This is a genomic window from Arthrobacter sp. 10N44_2, from assembly GCF_056394385.1.
This window is the reverse complement of the sequence record NZ_JBFTHT010000007.1, coordinates 182,201-200,221: the sequence shown is the minus strand read 5'-3', so window position 1 is coordinate 200,221 and position 18,021 is coordinate 182,201. Positions and strand designations below refer to the sequence as shown.

Annotated in this window: 20 protein-coding genes; 10 read left to right on the top strand and 10 right to left on the bottom strand. The window is 68.5% G+C overall.

The annotated features are described in order from the left end of the window. A partial coding sequence (locus AC1DBX_RS10415; protein WP_476931694.1) for an enolase C-terminal domain-like protein occupies nt 1-267 on the top strand: 267 nt, incomplete at its 5' end. Between the two features lie 139 nt (nt 268-406). On the opposite strand, the gene AC1DBX_RS10410 is transcribed toward AC1DBX_RS10415, so the two are convergent. The 3 genes from AC1DBX_RS10410 to AC1DBX_RS10400 all read right to left on the bottom strand — a co-directional run bounded on the left by AC1DBX_RS10410 (nt 407) and on the right by AC1DBX_RS10400 (nt 3,643). Then, on the bottom strand, nt 407-616 hold the full coding sequence (locus tag AC1DBX_RS10410) for a hypothetical protein (protein WP_028276129.1): 210 nt from the start codon (nt 614-616) through the stop codon (nt 407-409). Between the two features lie 202 nt (nt 617-818). Next, nucleotides 819-1,985 (bottom strand): cyclase family protein, encoded by a 1,167-nt coding sequence (locus tag AC1DBX_RS10405; protein WP_476931693.1) that lies wholly within the window; start codon nt 1,983-1,985, stop codon nt 819-821. Beyond that, nucleotides 1,982-3,643 carry a purine-cytosine permease family protein gene (locus AC1DBX_RS10400; RefSeq protein ID WP_476931692.1) on the bottom strand — a complete coding sequence of 554 codons (1,662 nt, stop codon included), beginning with the start codon at nt 3,641-3,643 and terminating at the stop codon, nt 1,982-1,984. Before AC1DBX_RS10400 ends, AC1DBX_RS10405 begins: the two co-directional genes overlap by 4 nt. A 231-nt stretch (nt 3,644-3,874) precedes the next feature. Between AC1DBX_RS10400 and AC1DBX_RS10395 the strand changes: the two genes are divergently transcribed. Next, entirely contained in the window at nt 3,875-4,657 is a 783-nt protein-coding gene (locus tag AC1DBX_RS10395) for a phosphatase PAP2 family protein (protein ID WP_230007696.1), read from the top strand. 6 nt (nt 4,658-4,663) lie between these two features. Here the strand turns inward: AC1DBX_RS10395 and AC1DBX_RS10390 are convergent, their stop codons facing one another. Continuing rightward, the gene (locus AC1DBX_RS10390) at nt 4,664-4,951 is read right to left on the bottom strand and encodes a MerR family transcriptional regulator (protein ID WP_476931691.1); all 288 of its coding nucleotides are present in this window, start codon (nt 4,949-4,951) and stop codon (nt 4,664-4,666) included. 136 nt (nt 4,952-5,087) lie between these two features. On the opposite strand from AC1DBX_RS10390, the gene AC1DBX_RS10385 reads away from it, so the two are divergent. The 3 genes from AC1DBX_RS10385 to AC1DBX_RS10375 all read left to right on the top strand — a co-directional run bounded on the left by AC1DBX_RS10385 (nt 5,088) and on the right by AC1DBX_RS10375 (nt 6,430). Beyond that, nucleotides 5,088-5,516, top strand: coding sequence for an Hsp20/alpha crystallin family protein (locus AC1DBX_RS10385; RefSeq protein ID WP_290370254.1), 429 nt, complete (start codon nt 5,088-5,090; stop codon nt 5,514-5,516). A gap of 65 nt (nt 5,517-5,581) precedes the next feature. Beyond that, nucleotides 5,582-5,947, top strand: coding sequence for a J domain-containing protein (locus AC1DBX_RS10380; RefSeq protein ID WP_476872835.1), 366 nt, complete (start codon nt 5,582-5,584; stop codon nt 5,945-5,947). 93 nt (nt 5,948-6,040) lie between these two features. Continuing rightward, complete coding sequence (locus AC1DBX_RS10375) at nt 6,041-6,430, top strand: hypothetical protein (RefSeq protein WP_230007693.1); 390 nt, start codon at nt 6,041-6,043, stop codon at nt 6,428-6,430. A 27-nt stretch (nt 6,431-6,457) separates the two neighbouring features. On the opposite strand, the gene AC1DBX_RS10370 is transcribed toward AC1DBX_RS10375, so the two are convergent. Continuing rightward, entirely contained in the window at nt 6,458-7,006 is a 549-nt protein-coding gene (locus AC1DBX_RS10370; protein WP_230007698.1) for a TspO/MBR family protein, read from the bottom strand. A gap of 123 nt (nt 7,007-7,129) precedes the next feature. Here AC1DBX_RS10370 and AC1DBX_RS10365 point away from each other — a divergent pair, with 123 nt between their 5' ends. After that, nucleotides 7,130-8,650: a GH1 family beta-glucosidase gene (locus tag AC1DBX_RS10365; RefSeq protein WP_476931690.1), complete on the top strand. Its 1,521-nt coding sequence runs from the start codon at nt 7,130-7,132 to the stop codon at nt 8,648-8,650. Nucleotides 8,651-8,671: 21 nt separating this feature from the next. Here the strand turns inward: AC1DBX_RS10365 and AC1DBX_RS10360 are convergent, their stop codons facing one another. Beyond that, nucleotides 8,672-9,739: an App1 family protein gene (locus AC1DBX_RS10360; protein ID WP_476931689.1), complete on the bottom strand. Its 1,068-nt coding sequence runs from the start codon at nt 9,737-9,739 to the stop codon at nt 8,672-8,674. Nucleotides 9,740-9,829: 90 nt separating this feature from the next. Next, complete coding sequence (locus AC1DBX_RS10355; RefSeq protein ID WP_476855504.1) at nt 9,830-10,570, bottom strand: DUF72 domain-containing protein; 741 nt, start codon at nt 10,568-10,570, stop codon at nt 9,830-9,832. Nucleotides 10,571-10,645: 75 nt separating this feature from the next. Between AC1DBX_RS10355 and AC1DBX_RS10350 the strand changes: the two genes are divergently transcribed. From AC1DBX_RS10350 to AC1DBX_RS10335, 4 genes are all read left to right on the top strand, one after another. After that, the gene (locus tag AC1DBX_RS10350; RefSeq protein WP_476931688.1) at nt 10,646-12,433 is read left to right on the top strand and encodes a glycoside hydrolase family 15 protein; all 1,788 of its coding nucleotides are present in this window, start codon (nt 10,646-10,648) and stop codon (nt 12,431-12,433) included. 134 nt (nt 12,434-12,567) lie between these two features. Next, on the top strand, nt 12,568-12,873 hold the full coding sequence (locus tag AC1DBX_RS10345) for a hypothetical protein (protein ID WP_223913587.1): 306 nt from the start codon (nt 12,568-12,570) through the stop codon (nt 12,871-12,873). 63 nt (nt 12,874-12,936) lie between these two features. Next, entirely contained in the window at nt 12,937-13,254 is a 318-nt protein-coding gene (locus AC1DBX_RS10340) for a hypothetical protein (protein ID WP_476931687.1), read from the top strand. 168 nt (nt 13,255-13,422) lie between these two features. Next, on the top strand, nt 13,423-14,184 hold the full coding sequence (locus AC1DBX_RS10335) for an SDR family oxidoreductase (protein ID WP_476850259.1): 762 nt from the start codon (nt 13,423-13,425) through the stop codon (nt 14,182-14,184). A 70-nt stretch (nt 14,185-14,254) separates the two neighbouring features. Here the strand turns inward: AC1DBX_RS10335 and AC1DBX_RS10330 are convergent, their stop codons facing one another. From AC1DBX_RS10330 to AC1DBX_RS10320, 3 genes are read right to left on the bottom strand one after another with little or no spacing between them, the layout of a single operon-like run. Further along, complete coding sequence (locus tag AC1DBX_RS10330) at nt 14,255-14,671, bottom strand: sterol carrier family protein (RefSeq protein ID WP_476855506.1); 417 nt, start codon at nt 14,669-14,671, stop codon at nt 14,255-14,257. Between the two features lie 13 nt (nt 14,672-14,684). Then, nucleotides 14,685-15,701, bottom strand: coding sequence for an asparaginase (locus AC1DBX_RS10325; RefSeq protein WP_476872240.1), 1,017 nt, complete (start codon nt 15,699-15,701; stop codon nt 14,685-14,687). A gap of 36 nt (nt 15,702-15,737) precedes the next feature. Next, a complete protein-coding gene (locus AC1DBX_RS10320; RefSeq protein WP_476872241.1) occupies nt 15,738-17,312 on the bottom strand; it encodes a molybdopterin-dependent oxidoreductase in 1,575 nt (524 codons plus the stop codon). Nucleotides 17,313-18,021: the final 709 nt, after the last annotated feature.

The following is an 18,021-nucleotide window of genomic DNA, read 5'->3' as shown; positions in this document are numbered from 1 at the left end:
ACCGACATCTCCCCGGTCGGGTTCGCCGCGCAGCTGCACGTGGGCCTGGCGATCCACAACTACGGCATCCAGGAATACATGCAGCACTCGGATGCGACCAACGAGGTCTTCGAACAATCCATGACCTTCGTCGACGGCTACCTCCACCCCGGCGAGGCGCCCGGCATCGGCGTCGAATTCAACGAAGAAGCCGCCGCCGCGTTCCCCTACCAGCAGGCCTACCTGCCCTACAACCGCCTCGTCGACGGCACCGTCCATGACTGGTAACCCGACCACGACGGGTAACTGGCACTGACGGATGGCAGTGCCTTAAGCACCAAAAAGGTCCCGGGCGGCGAGTCGATGCTCAGCCGCCCGGGACCTGGCTCTTTTGAGTCCGGCTCTCAGCGTCCGGTTTGCTGGTTGCTTAGTGAACCTGTTCCCGGGTCATGCCGAAGGGGACCTGGTCGGAGAGGGCCGCGGTGTAGTGGCCCGGCTTGTGCCGCGTGAGCAAAATGCCGTGCGTCCCGGTTGTCATGGCGAGCTGCTGCAGCCCGCGGACGGCGTCGTTGAGTCGGTCGTCGAGCACGCGCCGGTTGTCGACCTGGATCTCAATGGGCTCGGTAATGGTGGTCATCGCTCTGTCTTTCTTGGAGTACTTCTAGTCGGCCCCAATGGATTCAGGAACAGTAACGTCATATTTATTGGCCCGTCAAATCACCACGCCGCATGTGCGCGTGGCCCGTGCGGACGCCAAATGCCCGCAGATTGCGGCCCGGGCGGCTGACCTGCAGATCCACCCAGGCCCGGGTGGTCCCAGTGAGTCTAATCACCCGGCATCACTGCGGGCAGGCCGAAAGATGCTCGTGGACGCAAACAATGCCGCCGTCGGAGGCGCGGGAGAAGATGATGGTCTCCCGTTCATCGCTCGTATCGCGGCCACCGTCCCGGTCAACCCGGACCGTCGTGGCCACGCGGTGCGAAAACACCGCGGTAGCCCCGAGGAGCTGGATATCCTGCTCGCTGCTCCGGCATTCGAGCACACGCCAACCACCGGCGAGCCAGCTGTCCCAAAGGGTGCGGTAGGCGGAGCGGGACCCAATGCGCCGGGCTTCCGGATGGAAGATGAAGGTCGCCTCCGGGCTGAAGGCCGCAAAGTAGGCCTCGGTGTCCGTGGCGGCGAAGGCGGCGACCAGGCGGTCGGCTGCCTCCTGGACCTCTTCGCGGCTGAGGTCGCGGGGCGCTGCCGGCTGCAGCGCCGCAGCCGGCAGCGGCCGGGCCACGGCCCGGATCGGGGCGCCGTCGGCCCCGGGGATATTGAGGGGAAAGAGGAAGAGCTCGACGTCGGATCCTGCGTCTGTGGCCCGCTGGACCTGCTCCAGTCCGGTGAGGTTTTCCACGATGATGCAGCCGTTTCCGGCCAGGATGGCGTGGGCGGGGAAGCTGCCGCCGGCCGGGTCGCCGTGCTGGTTGCCCTGCTGGTCGCCGTGCGTGGCGCCGGGGGAGGTTGGATCCACGCTGAGGGCATCCAGGCCTACGGCGCGGTAGCCGCGGTCCACGATCAGTTGCGCCGCCGCAGCCTCCAGCCATGGGTGCTTGAGGTACTCCTCCGTTCCCCACGCCGCTGCGCAGCCGGTGTGCAGCAGGAGGATCTTCTCGGGATTGTCCGGATTTCCAGGTTCCGCAGGATTTTCGGCGGAGCCCGCCGGGGCGATCCCCGCCAGGTGCGCGGCGGTGATGGCGCCGCCGCGGGCCACGTCCCGGACATCCACGATTTCGGCGACGCCGCCGAAAAGGGACAGCGGCAATTCGTCCAAAGCTGCCCAGCCGTCGCCCACATGCAGGGGTGCGTCGGCGTGGGTACCCGAATGGGAGCCCAGCCCGAGCGAGAGCACGTTGGCGCCGTGGGCCTCCACGGTCAGTGCCGATGCGATCCGGACCTCCGGGTCGCCGGGATAGACAGGCATTCCGGTGCGCAGCGGAACGCTGAGATCGAACCACGTCACCGTTGGCCCACCAGTTCCGTGTCGAAGTCGCCGTGCAAGCCCGGCGCGGCTGCCTCCGGTGTTCCGGCAGCGACGGTGTTTCCAGCCGCATCGATGACCGGCGGCACCGGGGTGTCCTTCGAGGGGATCCAGCGCGGCCCGGCCGCCGGGAACACTCCGCGCGGCTCCGGGAAGATCCACAGCAGCCCGAGGTAGAGGACAGCGGCAAGCCCCAGCGATGCCGGCAGACTGATGTCCACACCGCCGGCCAGGTTGCCCAGGGGCCCCTGGAACTGGCCGGGCATGTTCACCATGCTCAACCCGGCGGCGGCGCTGACCAGCCAGGCCGTCATGCCGCGCAGGTTCCAGCCGTGGTTGAACCAGTACCGTCCGCCGGTCTGGCGCCGGTTGAACACCTGGAGGGCATCGGCGTCGTACCAGCCGCGGCGGGTGATGAAACCGATGATCATCACCACCATCCAGGGCGCGGTGCAGGTCACGATCAGGGTGGCGAACGTGGAAATGCTCTGGACGAGGTTGAAGGCGAAGCGGCCGGCGAAGATGAAGGCGATCGCCAGGACCCCGATGAACAGGGTGGCCTGGACCCGGTTGAACCTCGGGAAGACGCTGCTGAAGTCAAGGCCGGTCCCGTACAGCGAGGACGCCCCGGTGGACATGCCGCCGATCAGGGCGATGGCGCAGAGCGGGATGAAGTACCAGGCCGGGGAGACCGCCAGCAGGCCGCCGACGTAGTTCGGCGCCGCCGGGTCCATGAATTCCGGCGCCTTGGTGGCGATGATGGACGCCGTGGCCAGGCCAAAGACGAACGGAATAAGGGTGGCCAGCTGGGCCAGCAGCGCCGCGCCCATGACTTTGCGCTTCGGGGTGGCGGTGGGGATGTAGCGCGCCCAGTCGCCCAGGAACGCGCCGAAGGAGATGGGGTTGGACATGACGATCAGTGCCGCGCCGATGAACGCCGGGATGAACCCTGCGACGCCGACGCCGTCGAATCCGGTGCCGAAGGCACCCTCGAAGTTCAGGTTGAGGTCGCCCGCGAAGGCGATGAACCCGACAACGAACAGCAGGGTGGCCGCGGTGACGGCAATCTTGTTCACGAGCAGCATGAACTTGAACCCGTAGACGCAGACCACCAGAACGAGTCCACCGAAGAGGCCGTAGGCGACGGCGAACGAGCCCATGTCCTGCGGCAGGCCAACGAGCCGGTTCAACCCGCCGACCAGGGCATCGCCGGAGCTCCAGACCGAGATGGAGAAAAATGCCAGCGCGGTCAGCAGTGACAGGAATGATCCGACCACCCGGCCGTGCACGCCCAGGTGGGCGGAGGAGGACACCGCGTTGTTGGTTCCGTTCGTGGGGCCGAAGACGGCCATGGGCGCCAGCAGGAGGGCGCCGACAACCAGGCCCGTCACCGTAGCGGCGAGCCCCTGCCAGAACGACAGGCCGAACAGGATCGGAAATGCGCCCAGGAAGGCGGTGGCAAAGGTGTTGGCTCCGCCGAACGAAACCCTGAACAAGTCAAAGGCGCTGGCATTGCGGTCCTTTTCGGGGATCCGCTCAATGCCGTAGGTCTCCACGTCGGTGACCTTGCCGCGGTTCCGCCCTGCGCGGGCGCCGTCAGGCTTTTCCTCGACCATGTTGTTCTCCGTCCAGCTCATCATTGATTCCTAAGAGTTGCTTTATAAGCATCACAAGTTGTGTTGGAGGCTACACTGTGAACCGGCTCACAGCAAGGCGCTGCCCTGTCCGGCCGGCGGGTTACGCAACCGGCCGCCGGCCTTGGACCCTCCCGCGGGAAGCCCGGGCGGCCCATGTGCCCGCCGCCCGGTAAATAACAGGGATAATCTTCAACGGGGACCATCCACAACACGGCGCAAAGGCGGCACAGCGACATGGCACAGGCTCAAGCAGGCAAACCCCAGGGGCGGTGGCGGACCTTCCACGAAAAGTTCGTCGTGGAGGAGCGCTTCATGAGCGTGACGGCGCGCCGGAATCTCTACCGGACCGCCGTCGTGCTGATGATCGCGGGCGCCGTGCTGTTCGTGGTAATCCTCGCCGGAGTCCTGCAGCACGCCGGCATCTCGGCGGCGGATGAGCCCGTGCGGACCTGGCTCCTGACCCTGCGCGCGGAACCCACCACCATCATCATGATCATCCTGGCGATCATCTTCGGCCCCATCGGCCTGCCAATCATCGTCCTGATCGTGACGGTGGCCTGGGGCCTGATCGCCAAGCATGCCTGGCGGCCGATGCTCCTGGCCGGTGCCATGCTGACCGGCGTCATTCTGGCGCAGATTATCGGCCACATCGTCGAACGCCACCGGCCTCCGATCGACCTCATGCTCTTCGGTGCAGACTCCACGTTCTCGTTTCCGTCCGGCCACGTCCTCGGCGCGTGCGACTTCCTGCTGGTGACCACGTACCTGGTCTTTTCGCGCCGGAAGAACCCCATGTCCGCTGTTATCGCCTTCATCGTGGCGGGGATCGGCATCTTCTTCGCCGCCGTCAGCCGCCTGTACCTCGGCTACCACTGGATGACCGATGCCCTGGGCGCCTTCTCGATCTCGCTCGTGATCCTGGGCGGCGTCATTGCGCTGGACACCTGGCGGACGGCGCGGATTCCGGGCGAACAGGTCACCGGGACGCTCTCCACCGCCGACACCAGCCAGGACTGAGCGCCGTCAGCGGCTGCGCGCCCGCTTGAGTTCGGCCCGCAGCCGGGCGTTGGCGGCCTCGAGTTCCATCACCTTGGCCACGCCGGCCAGGTTAAGCCCTTCTGCCAGGAGTTGGCCGATCCGCCGCAGCACCACAAGGTCTGCGTCGCTGTACTGCCGGGTGCCACCCGCGGTGCGGTCCGGCGCAAGGAGCCCCCGGCGCTCGTAGAGCCGGATATTCTGCGGCCCCGTGCCCACCAGCTGCGCCACGACCGAGATGGCGTACAGGCCTGAATTCGCGCCTCGGTCCGCCATGGTCTTCCTCCCGTTCCGGAAATTCCCTTGCATCAGTGTTTCACCGGTGCTATAAAAAATCTATACCCATCACCACAGAAAACTTGAGGTGGGTTGTAGAAGGAATGGAGATCAAGTCTCGCTGAAGGAGTGGGAAATGATGTTGATTCGGACGGACCCGTTCCGTGACTTCGACCGGCTTGCCCAGCAGGTGTTCGGGACGGTGGCACGCCCCGCGCCCATGCCCATGGACGCATGGCAGGAAGACGGCGTATTCGTCGTCGCCTTCGATCTTCCGGGGGTCAATGTCGACTCGATCGGGCTCGACATTGAGCGCAATGTCCTGACGGTCCGGGCGGAACGGCGCGATCCGGCGCAGCCCGACGTGGAACTGATGGTCTCGGAGCGTCCCCGTGGAGTGTTCAGCCGCCAGCTGATCCTCGGCGACACCCTGGATACGGAGAACGTCAAGGCGAACTACGCCGACGGCGTCCTGACGCTCCGAATCCCGGTGGCGGAGGCGGCCAAGCCGCGGAAGATTGAAGTCACCCGTTCGCAGGACAAGATGCAGGAGATCGGGAAGTAGCCCCCGGGCCGGCGCGGCGCCCGCAGCGTCGCTCCGGCTCCGGCTGCATGCAACGGAGGCCGATCATGCCCGGCAGGAACCCTGATCCCCGAGGCTACTACGCGCTATTGCACGTCTCGCCGGAGGCGGGCCGGCAGGAGATTGGCCGCGCCTTCCGGGCGCTGATGCGCCGGCACCATCCCGATGTCGGCCAGTCTGACGTCGATCCTCCCGATGTCGGCGCCATTCTGCACGCTTTCGCCGTGCTGCGGGACGCCAGGAGCCGGGCGGAGTACGACGCCGGCGGCTGGCGTCCCGCCGTCGAGGACGACACCTTCCAGCACCGGAACGACCATGCCGGCCAAGGCAGCCGCGACATCCCGGTGCGCATCATCCGGCGTCGGGATCCCCTTGTGCGCGTGCTCCCCGTCCGCTGGGAACCCGGGCCGTGACGGGGAAACTCTCCTGGCCAGGCCGCTGACCCGGGCAGGAACCCACCCAGCAGTTACATCCAGCAGCCCCATCCACTGAGGAGGAGACCAGCCATGAGCGCATGGCGCCGCTACGATTCGCACCTTATGCCGGTGTTCCACGAGCGCTTCGAAGCGCGCTGGGGCGAGGGAACGGCGCCGTTCCTGGACCCGGAGGCGCATGAGGCCCCGTTGCCCCGTGCGCAATGGATCAACATCGACACGGGTGCGGCGCTGGCGGTGGTCCCGGTCTGGACAGATGAAGACAGCCAGCACCGATCCTTCGGCGTGTTCTACTTGCCGCCCGCGGGTGATATCTGGGTGCTGAGGCCCGGCTTCACGGAGTATCTGGAACCCTCGCTGGATGAGGCTGAGCAGCTCGTGACGCTGCGGAACGATGCCTTCCGCAAGGCCGTGGAGCACGCCAAAGTATTCCTGTTCGGGCCGGAGACGTCGCTGTTCTGAACGGCAGGGACCAGCAGATGCCAGGGGTCAGTTGCTGGCGGCGGCATAGGCGTTCAGGCTCAGCGAGAACACGATCCAGGAGAGGTACGGCAGCATGAGCAGGCCCGCTGCCCGGCTGATCAGGCCGAACCGGACCACCGTGACGGCGGCGGCCACCGCATGGACGGCGATGAGCAGCAGGGCCAGCCAGAGCGCGGCCCCGCCGGCCATGGGGTACATGCCGAAGAACAGGGGCGCCCAGGCGAGGTTGACGAGCAGCAGGATGGCGTAGACCGTCATGGCCCCCCGCCCGCGCCCGGAGCGAAGTCCTGTTTCCCGGCGCCAGACGAGCCACGCCGCCACTGCCATTGTCGTGTAGAGCACCGTCCAGACCGCTCCGAAGGCCCAGCCCGGCGGAGTCCACGGAGCCTTCTCTGCCGCCGCGTACCAGCCGCCGGCGTTGCCGATAATGACCAGCGACGCCACGAAGGACACCCCATGGGAGACCGCCAGGAAGCAAAGGAGGGCTGCCGTCTGCCGGCCGGGGCTGGGCGGCGCCGATGGCGGCCGGCGGTTGACGCCTTGTTCAATTTTCACGTGCACCGATCAACAGTGGCCGTTGGCATCGCGTCCGTCAAACGGCCAGGGTCGTGGCGCTCACCCCCGGGGGAGCCTAAAATCAGTCAACCAACCACCGAAACTACATAGAGGTCCCCGTCGATGAACGCTTCCGCCAAGGATCTGGCTTCCCTTCTTCCGCCCGGCTTCACCCTGGGTGTGGCGACCTCCGCCTTCCAGATCGAGGGTGCACTCGATGAAGACGGCCGCGGCCCTTCCGGATGGGATGTCTTCGCCGCGAAGCCGGGTTCGATCGTGGAGGACCAGAGTCCGGCCGTTTCCTGCGACCACTACCACCGGATGCCCGAGGACGTGGCTCTGATGAAGGAGCTGGGGATCGACTCGTACCGGTTTTCGCTGTCCTGGTCCAGGATCCAGCCCGGCGGGAGCGGGCCCGCGAACCCTGCCGGGCTGGACTTCTACGACCGGCTGATCGACCTGTTGCTCGCCAACGGCATTTCCCCCATGGCCACGCTCTACCACTGGGACACCCCATTGCCCCTGGATGAGGCCGGCGGCTGGATGAACCGTGACACGGCCTACCGGCTGGGGGACTTCGCCGCCATCGCCGCGGCTGCCTTCGGGGACCGCGTGAGGCGCTGGGTGACTGTCAACGAGCCCGCCACAGTCACCACCAACGGCTACGCCCTGGGCATGCACGCGCCCGGGGAGGCCCTCATGCTCAAGGCCCTCCCCAGCGTGCACCACCAACTGCTGGGCCACGGCCTGGCGCTCCAGGCGCTGCGTGCCGCCAAGGTGCCGGGCGACATCGGCATCACCAACGTTTACTCACCGATGGTCCCGGCCACCGCGAACCCGCTGGACAAGGTCAGTGCCGGACTCATGGATGTGGCGCAGAACCGGCTCTACGCCGATCCGGTGCTGCTCGGCAAATACCCGGATGTCATCCGGGCCGCCACCTTCTTTTCGTCGTCCTTCAGCCCGTCCAGTGAAGACATGGAGCTGATTTCCCAGCCCCTGGATTTCTACGGCCTGAACTACTACATGCCCACCCTTGTCGGGGCGGGTCCGGGTGAGGGGGCCGTGCCGCCCGGCATGGCCGAGGCCATGGGGGACGACCTCAGTGGGACACCCGGTGCCCCCTTCCACATCGCGCAGTTCCCGGACACCGAGACCACGGCCTACGGCTGGCCGGTCAAGCCCGAATACATGTCCGTCGCCCTGGCCGAGATGGCCGACCGCTACCCGGATCTGCCCCCGGTCTTCATCACCGAGGGCGGGGCCAGTTTCGAGGACGTCGTGGTCCAGCCTGTCGGGGCGGACCAACGGATAATCCCGGACGAACGGCGCCTGCGTTACCTTGCAGACCACATCGGCACGGCCCTGGAAGCGACACGTCCCGGCGGCGCCGCCGAGGCCATCGACCTTCGCGGCTACTATGTGTGGTCCTTCATGGACAACTTCGAGTGGTCCGCCGGCTACAAGCAGCCGTTCGGTCTGGTGCACGTCGATTTCGATACCCAGGTCCGCACGCCGAAGGCCTCCTACTACTGGCTCCAGGAGGTCATTGCGGCCCGAAGCGCGGCGTCCGCCGGAGAGCCCGGCGGCGCCGGCGGGCAGGACGAAACCGCCGACGTCGGAGAGCCGCACCCGGCGAGCTGACGCCCCTCAAGCCGGGTCAACCTAGAGCAGATCCAGGTCCTGCAGGCCCTTGGCGAGCCCCGCGCCGTCGGGCGAATAGAACCACGGGACGGAGGACTCCGAGTGGTCTCCGGTGTCGGAGTGGCCGCCGGCGAAGACGGCCTCGCTGGCCGAGAGCTGCCGGATGCCGATCGCGGCCACCTGGTCCGGGTGCTTCTGCGCGAAGCCGGAGTAAATCTCTTCATCGTGCTGGCCGTTGTCGCCGAACAGCAGCCAGCGTATGTTCGGGAACTCCTGGGCCAGCAGCTCAAGGTTCCGCCGTTTGTGTTCCTGGCCGCTGCGGAACCAGCGGTCGTGCGTCAGTCCCCAGTCCGTGAGCAGCAGCGCGCCCGAGGGATAGAGGTTCCGGGCGATGAAACGGGCCAGGGTGGGAGCTGCGTTCCACGGCCCGGTGGACAGGTAGATCACCGGCGCCTCCGGGTGCTCCACCTTGAGCCGATCCAGCAGGACGGCCATGCCGGGTGTCGCCATCCGGGCCCGTTCGTTCAGGACGAAGGTGTTCCACAGCGCCAGGAAGGGCCGGGGGAGGGCGGTGACCATGATGGTGTCGTCAATGTCCGAGACGATGCCGAGCCTGGTGTCCGGCGAGATCACGAAAATTCTGGCCTCGGCCGGTTCCGTTCCCTCGGCGCGCAGCACGGCCGTATGCCAGCCCGGGGTCAACGCCACGTGAACCAGGGTGTCCACCAGGCCGCCGCGGTCCGCATGCACGCGGGTGGTGACGCCGCCGATCTGGATCTCCACCTCGGTGAACTGGACCGGGACGCTCGTGAACGCCCGCCAGCCGCGGAAGTTCTGGTTGCCGTTCAGGGCCAGCCGCTCCGCCTTGCCGCCGGGCACCGGCCGGCTGGTGAGGACCACGCGGCCCAGTACCCTGACCCACTCGGTCGAGCCGTAGCCCTGATAGGCGACTGTCTGCGGGCTGAACTTCCAGCGCCGGGCCGTCTTGAGCCGGAACCCGTTGACGGTGTCCGACACCCAGTGGGCGAGCCGGAAGGCCCTGTTGCCGGACACGGGCAGCTGCTGCGCTGGTTGCGAGGCCAATTCCATGCCTCCACTCTCCCACAGTGCCGGGCTCCGGCTGTGCCGGCGGGGTCCCCGGACGCGGGCCCCCGCCACGCCGGATTACCAGCGTGGCGGCTAACCCAGCAGCCCGCGCAGTGTGGCGGCGTTGCGGACGGCGTTGCCGCCGCCGTCGTTGTTGAAGTACGCGTAGACGTCTTTCCCGCCGGCCTGCCACTCGCGGATCCGGTCCGCCCACCAGCGCAGGTCGTCATCGGAATAGGATCCGCCGTACAGGACGTCGTGGTCGGGGCCGTGCAGCCGGATATAGACGAACGCCGCGGTGGCGTGCAGGACGCACGGGAGCCCGGCGCCGCTCATGATGCAGTAGGCCGCGCCGTGACGTTCCAGCAGGGCGTACACGGCGTCGTCGTCCCAGCTGGGGTGGCGGAACTCCACACAGACACGGATCCAGCCGGGCAGAGCCGCCAGGAAGTAGTCCAGCCGGGCGTCGTCGCGCGCTAAGCCCGGGGGCAGCTGGACGAGCAGCACGGCCCGCTTGTCGCCGAGTTCGTGCCAGCACCGGGTGATCCGGTCCGCCCAGACCTCGGGGGCGTAAAGCTTCTTGGCGTGCGTCAGGCCGCGGGGCGCCTTGACGGACAGGGCGAAACCGTCGGGCAGGCGGCGGCGCCAGCTGGCGAATGAGCCCTCTTTCGGCCAGCGGTAGAAGCTGGCATTCAATTCCACGGTGTCGAAGCGGGCCGCGTAATATGCCAGCCTGTCCCGGGCCGGCAGGCCCGGCGGATAGAGGACCCCGTCCCAGTGGTCATAGCTCCAGCCGGATGTGCCGATCCGCACAGCGGCCACGTGCCCTGCCATGCCCCTTCCCCTTCCCCTTCCGCCATGCTCCCTCTACCGTGCCGGGGGCGACGGCGGTGTGGCACTGTAAGTGTCATGGTACGCATCGAGGATTACGCAATGGTCGGCGATCTGCACACCGCTGCCCTGATCAGCACCGAAGGCTCCATCGACTGGCTGTGCCTGCCGCGCTTCGACTCGCCGGCCTGTTTCAGCGCCCTCCTCGATTCCCCCGCGGCCGGCCGGTGGCTCCTGGCGCCGGCGGGCGGCGGGGAATGCACGCGCCGCCGCTACCGCAAGGGCACGCTGATCCTGGAAACCGAGTGGGATTTGCCCGAGGGCAAGGTCAGGATCATTGACTTCATGCCGCCCCGCGACGAGGTGGCGGATATCGTGCGGATCGTGGTCGGTGTCCGCGGCACGGTGCGGATGCGCGGCGAACTGGCGCTCCGGTTCGACTACGGCCATATTGTGCCGTGGGTCCGCCACGACGAGCTCGGGATCCACGCCGTCGCCGGGCCTGATGCCGCCTACCTGGTGACCGAGGCGCCCCTGCGCGGTGAGCGGATGCATACCGTCAGCGACTTCACGGTCAAGGCCGGGGAGCGTGTGCCCTTCGTGCTGACCTGGAGCCCCAGCCACCTCGGCCGGCCGCGGTCGGTGAACCCGGAAACGGTCCTGGCGTCGACCGAGGAGTTCTGGCTTCGATGGTCGGCGAAGTGCACGGTCACCGGGCGCTACCGCGACGCCGTCCAGCGCTCGCTGATCACGCTCAAGGCCCTGACGTTTGCCCCCACCGGCGGGATCGTGGCCGCCGTCACGACGTCCCTGCCGGAGGAGATCGGCGGTACCCGGAACTGGGACTACCGCTTCTGCTGGCTCCGCGACGCCACGCTCACGCTGCAGGCGCTGCTGGCCGCGGGCTACACGGAAGAGGCCGGCGCGTGGCGCGACTGGCTGCTCCGCGCCATCGCCGGGGACCCGGCGGATCTGCAGATCATGTACGGGCTCCACGGCGAACGCCGGATGCCGGAGCTCGAACTGTCGTGGCTGAAGGGCTACGAAAACTCCGCTCCGGTGCGGACCGGTAACGGTGCGGCCGGCCAGCTGCAGCTCGACGTCTGGGGCGAGGTCCTCGATTGCCTGTCCCTGACCCGGAACTCCCTGCTCAAACACACCGACGACGCCTGGGACGTCCAGGTGGCCCTCATGGAACATCTGGAGACGGCCTGGCGCCAGCCGGACAACGGGCTGTGGGAAATGCGCGGCCCGCAACGCCATTTCACGCACTCCAAGGTAATGGCCTGGGTGGCGGCGGACCGCATGGTCAAGGGCGTCCGGGACTTCGGCCTGACCGGCCCGGCGGACCGTTGGGAGGAGCTGCGTGACGCCATCCACGCCGAGGTCATGGCCAACGGGTTCGACGCCGACCGCAACACATTCGTGCAGTCCTACGGGCGGCCGGAGCTGGATGCGAGCCTCCTGCTGCTGCCCCGGGTGGGGTTCCTCCCGCCGGATGATCCGCGCATCATCGGAACCATCGATGCGGTCCAGCGCGAGTTGACGCACGACGGCTTCCTGCGCCGCTACCTGCCGGCACAGAGCGATGACGGGCTGCCCGGCGAGGAGGGTGTGTTCCTGGCATGCTCCTTCTGGCTGGTCGAGGCACTGATCGGGGCTGGCCGGCGCCATGAGGCCCGGGAGCTGTTCGAGCGCCTGCTGGCGCTGCGCAACGACGTCGGACTCCTCAGCGAGGAGTGGGGCGTCGAGACCGGCCGGCAGCTGGGCAACACGCCGCAGGCCTTTAGCCACTTCGCCCTCGTCATGAGCGCGCTGGAACTGCATGAAGACGGCGTCCGCCGCAGCGACACCCCGCTTCCGTGATCCGCGCCCGCGGCCCCGCCGCGGCGACCGCCGGCGGACGAAGGGCGGGACCTTCAGCACTTTCCCCGCACCGTAAAATAAGTACACTTACTAATATCCCGGCGGGGGATACGAGGGAACTAGGAGTGTTGCAAATGGCGGGATATTTTGAGCTCGTGGACGCGCCCGAGGGCGGCTACCGCATTCGGATGATGGACGGGGCAGGGCAACTGATGGCAGTCTCAGTGACGTTTCCCACCAAGAAAGCCGCCGTTGCCGGCGTCGCCCAGGCAAGGGAAATCGCCGGAACCGGCCTGATCAGGGACCGCAGCGCCGATGGCCGGGCCGCCGTGCCCGGATCGTCCGCCCGGGTGATCAGGGGGCGGCGCGGCGGTGCCGGGCGCTCAAACTCCACCCTGGGGGGCTCGCTGGCGGGCAAGAGGGCGCAGGCCCGTACCTGACCTGATCATCGAGTGGGCCGTTTCCCCAGCCGGTTCGCCGCGCCGAACGGTTACAGTATGGCCATGGAGCAGCGGGGGAATCGGAACACCGGCCGTGCCCGGAAGAATCTGCTGGGCCGTGTGGCGGTGCCGCTCACTGCCGCGGCCATGCTGCTCGCCGGGCTGGCCCTTGTTGCCCAGCCGGTGACGCAGGAGGACTTTGGCTGGGTAGCGTATGCTCCTGTGGCCAGGGGGCCCGTCGTGCTGCAGGGGCTCATGGTCATGGGCCCGTGGATCTGGGCAGGGGTCGCGCTGATCAGCATCGGGTTGCTCCTGCTGGCGTTCTGGTCCGGCTACCGCACGGGCCGGCAGGCCCGGGACCGCGGCGACGACTCCCGCTAGGCGGCTGCCGCGCGGCCGTCCGCCCCGCAGTCGGGCTGAAGCGCCGCCAGCCGCCAGCCTCCGCCCCCGAAGAGACAGTTCGCGGCGTTCCGGGCGCGAAACACTGCCGTGATGTGCCGTCTCGGCGGTACGCTGGCCGGGCAGCGCCTAACCGTCGAGGAGGACCTCATGAGCCAGCACCACACCCCGGGAAGGGTCGCCGTTGTCACCGGAGCCGGTTCCGGCATCGGCCGCGCAGTGGCCAGGCTCATGCTGGCCGAGGGCTACCGGGTGGTCCTGGCGGGGCGGCGGGAAGAACCGCTCCGCGAGACCGCGGCCGGCCACCGCCAGGCGCTTGCGGTCCCGTGTGATGTCACCGTCCCCGCCGACGTCGAACGGCTTTTCGCCGCCGCGCTGGGGCAGTGGGAGCGCGTGGACGTGCTCTTCAACAACGCCGGCGTGTTCGGCCCCGCCGCCGCGGTGGACGAGATCACCGTGGAGGACTGGGACGCGACCGTCGCCGTGAACCTCACGGGGTCCCTCCTTTGCGCCGGTGCCGCCGTCCGGGCCATGAAGGCCCAGTCGCCCCAGGGCGGACGGATCATCAACAACGGTTCGGTCGCGGCGCATTCGCCCCGGCCGCGGACGGTGGCCTACACGGTGACCAAGCACGCCATCACCGGGCTGACTAAAAGCATTGACCTGGACGGCCGGGGCTTCGGCATCAGCTGCGGACAAATCGATATCGGAAACGCGGCGACGGAGCTCATGGAGGAGATCGGCGTCGGTTCCGGGACCGCCCAGGCAGACGGCAGCCTGCGGGCCGAGCCGACCTTTGCGGTGCAGGACGCCGCCCGGGCCGTGCTGCTGATGGCCGGGATGCCGGCGTCGGCCAACGTGGGATCCCTCGTGGTGACAGCTGCGGGCATGCCGTTCATCGGGCGCGGCTGAGGCGCGGCTGGGGGCACGGCTGCGGGCGCGGGCCCCGGCTGGTGGGTCCTGAGGGACGCCGCCGGGGGGCCTAGAGGGGCAGGAGGGCGGACAGGTCCGCGCGCAGTCCCGAGGCGGCAACACGGCCGGCGGCGACGGCGTCGGCCCAGCTCAATCGTCCGCTGACCATCGCCAGCCAGGTGTCGGCGTCGCACTCGATGACGTTTGGCGGGGTGCCGCGCGTGTGCCGCGGGCCCTCCACACACTGGGTGACGCCGAACGGCGGGACGCGCACCTCCACGGAGTTCCCGGGCGCCCGCGCGGTGACTTCTTCCAGGCAGTATCGCACCGCCGTCGCGATCGTGGTGCGCGGGACGGCGCCGGGTCCTCCAGAGCCCGGGACCCCGGCCGGCACGTTCGGGCCCGGAGCGGGCGCGGTGGCTTCCTGCCACGCGGCGAGGGCCGCGCGGCCCTCGTCCACGGCGATTCGACGGCGCGATACAGCCACTTTCCCGAGTCTCCTAGTCCAGCAGTGCCGCGACGGCCCGCCCGAGCCGGATCTTGCCTACCGGGCGTCCCCCGCCCAGTACCGGGTCCACCACCTTGTCCAGGACGCTGGACACTTCAGGGATTTCGACGGCGCCGGAGGCCGCGAGGAGCGTCAGCCCGACCAGTGTGGTGGCCCGGATGTTGCCGTCGAGCATCTTGATGGCAACCGAGACGCCCTGGCGGGTGGCCATGACCAGGACGCCCTCGGCGCCGATCTTGGCCAGGATGCCGAGTTCGTCCATGACGATCGTGTTGGCCTGCCCGCGCCCCTGGACGGCCCACGGGTAGTCCAGCATGGACGTGGCAATGGTGGCTGCCCGCGCGTTCGAGTTCTTGTCGCCCGGGGCCTTGGCCAGCTTCGAGTAGGCCCGGGCCAGGCCGATCAGGGAGACGGCGGCAACCGGCGCGCCGCAGCCGTCGATGCCCAGGTGGGTGATGCGTTCGCCGCAGTACTCCTCGATCACGGAGCGGATGCGCTGCTGCAGCGGGTGGTTGGGTTCGAGGTAGCTGTTCTTGTCCCAGCCGTTCTCCGTGCACGCCCAAAGGAACGCGGCGTGTTTGCCCGAACAGTTGAAGGCCAGCCGGGACTTGCCCCGCTCGGTCTGGACGAGCCAGTTCCGGGCGGTCTCATCCTGGGGCCAGTCGGCCGGGCACTGCAGCTGGTCTTCCTTGGCCCCGGCCGCCTTGAGCATGCCCTCGACCACGTCCATGTGATCCAGGGATCCGACGTGGCTGCCGCACGCGATGGCCACCTGGGCGCCCCGCAGGGGTACGCCGGACTGCATCGAGGCCAGGGCCTGCAACGGTTTGAGCGTGGACCGGGCAAGGATCGGGGCGTTCACATCGCCGAGCTCGATCACTGCCGTCCCGTCCGCGGCCAGCACCACGGCCGAGCCGATGTGGCGGGACTCCACGAAGCCGCTGCGTTCGATGACTGCCAGTTCGACGGCGGAGTCGACTGTGAATGTTGCATGCGGGTTCAAAGCCATGCTGCAAGTCTATGGTGCCCGGTGCTGATACCCCGGTTATTCCACGGTCACCATCACCGACTGCCAGCCGGAGGCGCCGTCCGGAACCGGATCCGCCCGCTTGTCCGTCTGGACCTCGCCCTTGCCGTCCGTGGCGCGTACCTTGATGTAGTGCGGGCCCGGCGTGGCATCCCAGTCCAGGGACCACTGCCGCCACGTGATGAGGGAGGCCTCGTCGGAGAGTACCGCCTCGGTCCAGGGCCCGCTGTCGATCTGCACCTCGACCTTGGTGATCCCGCGGGTCTGGGCCCACGCGGTGCCGCCGATGGCGATCTTTCCGGCGGGGACCTTGGCGAAGGACTTGGGCACCTCGACCCGCGCCATGGTCTTGATCGGGCCGCGTTCGGACCAGCCGCGCTGGGTCCAGTACGCCTTGCTGTCCGCGAACCGGGTCACCTCCAGGTCCACCACCCACTTGGTGGCGGAGACGAAGCCGTACAGGCCGGGAACCACCATCCGCACCGGGTAGCCGTGCTCGAGCGGGAGCGCCTCGCCGTTCATGCCGATCGCCAGCATCGCGTCGCGGTCGTCCTGGAGGACTTCCAGGGGCGTCGAGGCGCTGAAGCCGTCAGCCGAGGTGGAGAGCACCATGTCCGCGCCCTGCGTGGGGCGGGCGAGCTTCAGGGCGTCGCGGATGGGCATGCCCAGCCATTTGGCGTTGCCGGCCAGGTTGCCGCCGACCGGGTTGGACACGCAGGTCAGGGACACATGGGATTCGATGAGCTGGGCGTCGAGCAGGTCCTGGAAGGTAAGCCGGACCTCCTGTTCCACGAGGCCGTGGATGCGCAGTTCCCAGTCCTGGACGTTGATCTCCGGCACGCTCAGCGCCGTGTCGATCCGGTAGAAGTCCTTGTTCGGGGTCAGCCACGGCGTGACGCCGGGCGCCTTGGACTGGACCCCGGCCGGGACCGCGGCGGCGGCCTTGGCGGGCGCGGGCAGCTGCAGCGACTCGCGGGCCGCGGCCACGTTGCTGCGGGCCGCGCTCAGCAGGCGTCCGCCGGTGGCGGCGACGGCCGAGGCGGCCGCGGTGATGCCGGCGGCGGCGAAGAACCCGCGCCGCGTGGTTGCCGGACGCTCGGGTTCCTTCGCGGCGACGTCCGCGGCCCGGTCCGGCCATTCCTGCATCCGCCACAGCCGGGTGATCAGGAGCCGCAGCACCACCAGCCCGGCGACGGTGCCGATCAGGGAGGGAATGGCATCGATCGGCTTGACGCTGGCCCGAGTCACCACGCTGCCGACGATCACGGCGCCCATCAGCACCACCCCTGCCACCCCCAGGGCCCATTTCCGGTACGCCACGATGCCGAGCACGCACGCCAGGAGCAGGATCGTGACCGCCATGCCGACGAACAGCGCGGCCTTGTCGTTGGTGCCGAACGTTTCGACGGCGAAGTTCTTCATCCACAGCGGCGTGAAGTCGATGAACGTCGATCCCAGCGCAATCAGGGGCGTCGCCCGTGTGGTGAAGAACGCCCCGATCAGTTCCGCGACGGACAGGACGACGGCGGCCGCAGCCACTCCGGCCACCGCGGCCAGGGCTGTGGCGCCGCGGGACCGCTTGCTGGGCTTCATGCTGGGTTTGTTCATACATGCCATTCGTAGCCGCGCGCCCCGCGGATTGTCCGGCGCCGGGCCTGGTTACGGCGGGTGCGCATGCCCTCCTGCCGGACCCTGGCGTGGGCATGCCCGCGGTCCCGGGACATGTCCAGTCTTGGGACCCGGGCGTGGGCATGTTTTCCGGTACCACGGGACATGTCCAGTCTTGGGACCCGGGCGTGGGCATGGTGGCATTGTGCCCATTGGCCGCGGCCGGGGCAGGACATGTCCCCCGGATTGCCCGGCGCCCGTCGGAGCCGCGCTGCGGACTCAGATGCAGTCCCGCGGCTGGTGCCTGGGTCTGTGACAGGCGGCCGGGGACATGTCCGGCCGTAACTTGGCGCGTGCAACATGCTCCCCGGACCCAGTAGGACATGTCCAGCCTTGGCACCCCGGCAGGGACATGCTCTCCGGCACCACGGGACATGTCCAGCCTCGGGAGCCAGGCATGGGCATGGTGGCATTATGCCCAGTGGCCGCGGCCGGGACTGGGCATGTCCCGCGGGTTGCCCCCGGTCCCCGGCGCTGCTGAGCTCAGGATTGCCTGGTGCCCGGGACTGCCGGACTCAGGATTGCCGCCCTGCGCCGGGGGCGCCGCGCTCAGGATTGCCCGGCGCCCGCGAGGCGCCGCCGCGAAAATTGAGCATGTCCGGCGGCCGACACAGCTTAGGAGCCTGCGGGGTGC

What these genes read in the sequence shown, in the direction of transcription:
- AC1DBX_RS10365 (WP_476931690.1), top strand. Translation starts at nt 7,130, where the DNA reads ATGAACGCTTCCGCCAAGGATCTGGCTTCCCTTCTTCCGCCCGGCTTC.
- AC1DBX_RS10390 (WP_476931691.1), bottom strand. Translation starts at nt 4,951, where the DNA reads ATGGCGGACCGAGGCGCGAATTCAGGCCTGTACGCCATCTCGGTCGTG.
- AC1DBX_RS10360 (WP_476931689.1), bottom strand. Translation starts at nt 9,739, where the DNA reads ATGGAATTGGCCTCGCAACCAGCGCAGCAGCTGCCCGTGTCCGGCAAC.
- AC1DBX_RS10400 (WP_476931692.1), bottom strand. Translation starts at nt 3,643, where the DNA reads ATGATGAGCTGGACGGAGAACAACATGGTCGAGGAAAAGCCTGACGGC.
- AC1DBX_RS10355 (WP_476855504.1), bottom strand. Translation starts at nt 10,570, where the DNA reads ATGGCAGGGCACGTGGCCGCTGTGCGGATCGGCACATCCGGCTGGAGC.
- AC1DBX_RS10380 (WP_476872835.1), top strand. Translation starts at nt 5,582, where the DNA reads ATGCCCGGCAGGAACCCTGATCCCCGAGGCTACTACGCGCTATTGCAC.
- AC1DBX_RS10350 (WP_476931688.1), top strand. Translation starts at nt 10,646, where the DNA reads ATGGTACGCATCGAGGATTACGCAATGGTCGGCGATCTGCACACCGCT.
- AC1DBX_RS10340 (WP_476931687.1), top strand. Translation starts at nt 12,937, where the DNA reads ATGGAGCAGCGGGGGAATCGGAACACCGGCCGTGCCCGGAAGAATCTG.
- AC1DBX_RS10335 (WP_476850259.1), top strand. Translation starts at nt 13,423, where the DNA reads ATGAGCCAGCACCACACCCCGGGAAGGGTCGCCGTTGTCACCGGAGCC.
- AC1DBX_RS10395 (WP_230007696.1), top strand. Translation starts at nt 3,875, where the DNA reads ATGGCACAGGCTCAAGCAGGCAAACCCCAGGGGCGGTGGCGGACCTTC.
- AC1DBX_RS10325 (WP_476872240.1), bottom strand. Translation starts at nt 15,701, where the DNA reads ATGGCTTTGAACCCGCATGCAACATTCACAGTCGACTCCGCCGTCGAA.
- AC1DBX_RS10410 (WP_028276129.1), bottom strand. Translation starts at nt 616, where the DNA reads ATGACCACCATTACCGAGCCCATTGAGATCCAGGTCGACAACCGGCGC.
- AC1DBX_RS10385 (WP_290370254.1), top strand. Translation starts at nt 5,088, where the DNA reads ATGATGTTGATTCGGACGGACCCGTTCCGTGACTTCGACCGGCTTGCC.
- AC1DBX_RS10375 (WP_230007693.1), top strand. Translation starts at nt 6,041, where the DNA reads ATGAGCGCATGGCGCCGCTACGATTCGCACCTTATGCCGGTGTTCCAC.
- AC1DBX_RS10320 (WP_476872241.1), bottom strand. Translation starts at nt 17,312, where the DNA reads ATGAAGCCCAGCAAGCGGTCCCGCGGCGCCACAGCCCTGGCCGCGGTG.
- AC1DBX_RS10345 (WP_223913587.1), top strand. Translation starts at nt 12,568, where the DNA reads ATGGCGGGATATTTTGAGCTCGTGGACGCGCCCGAGGGCGGCTACCGC.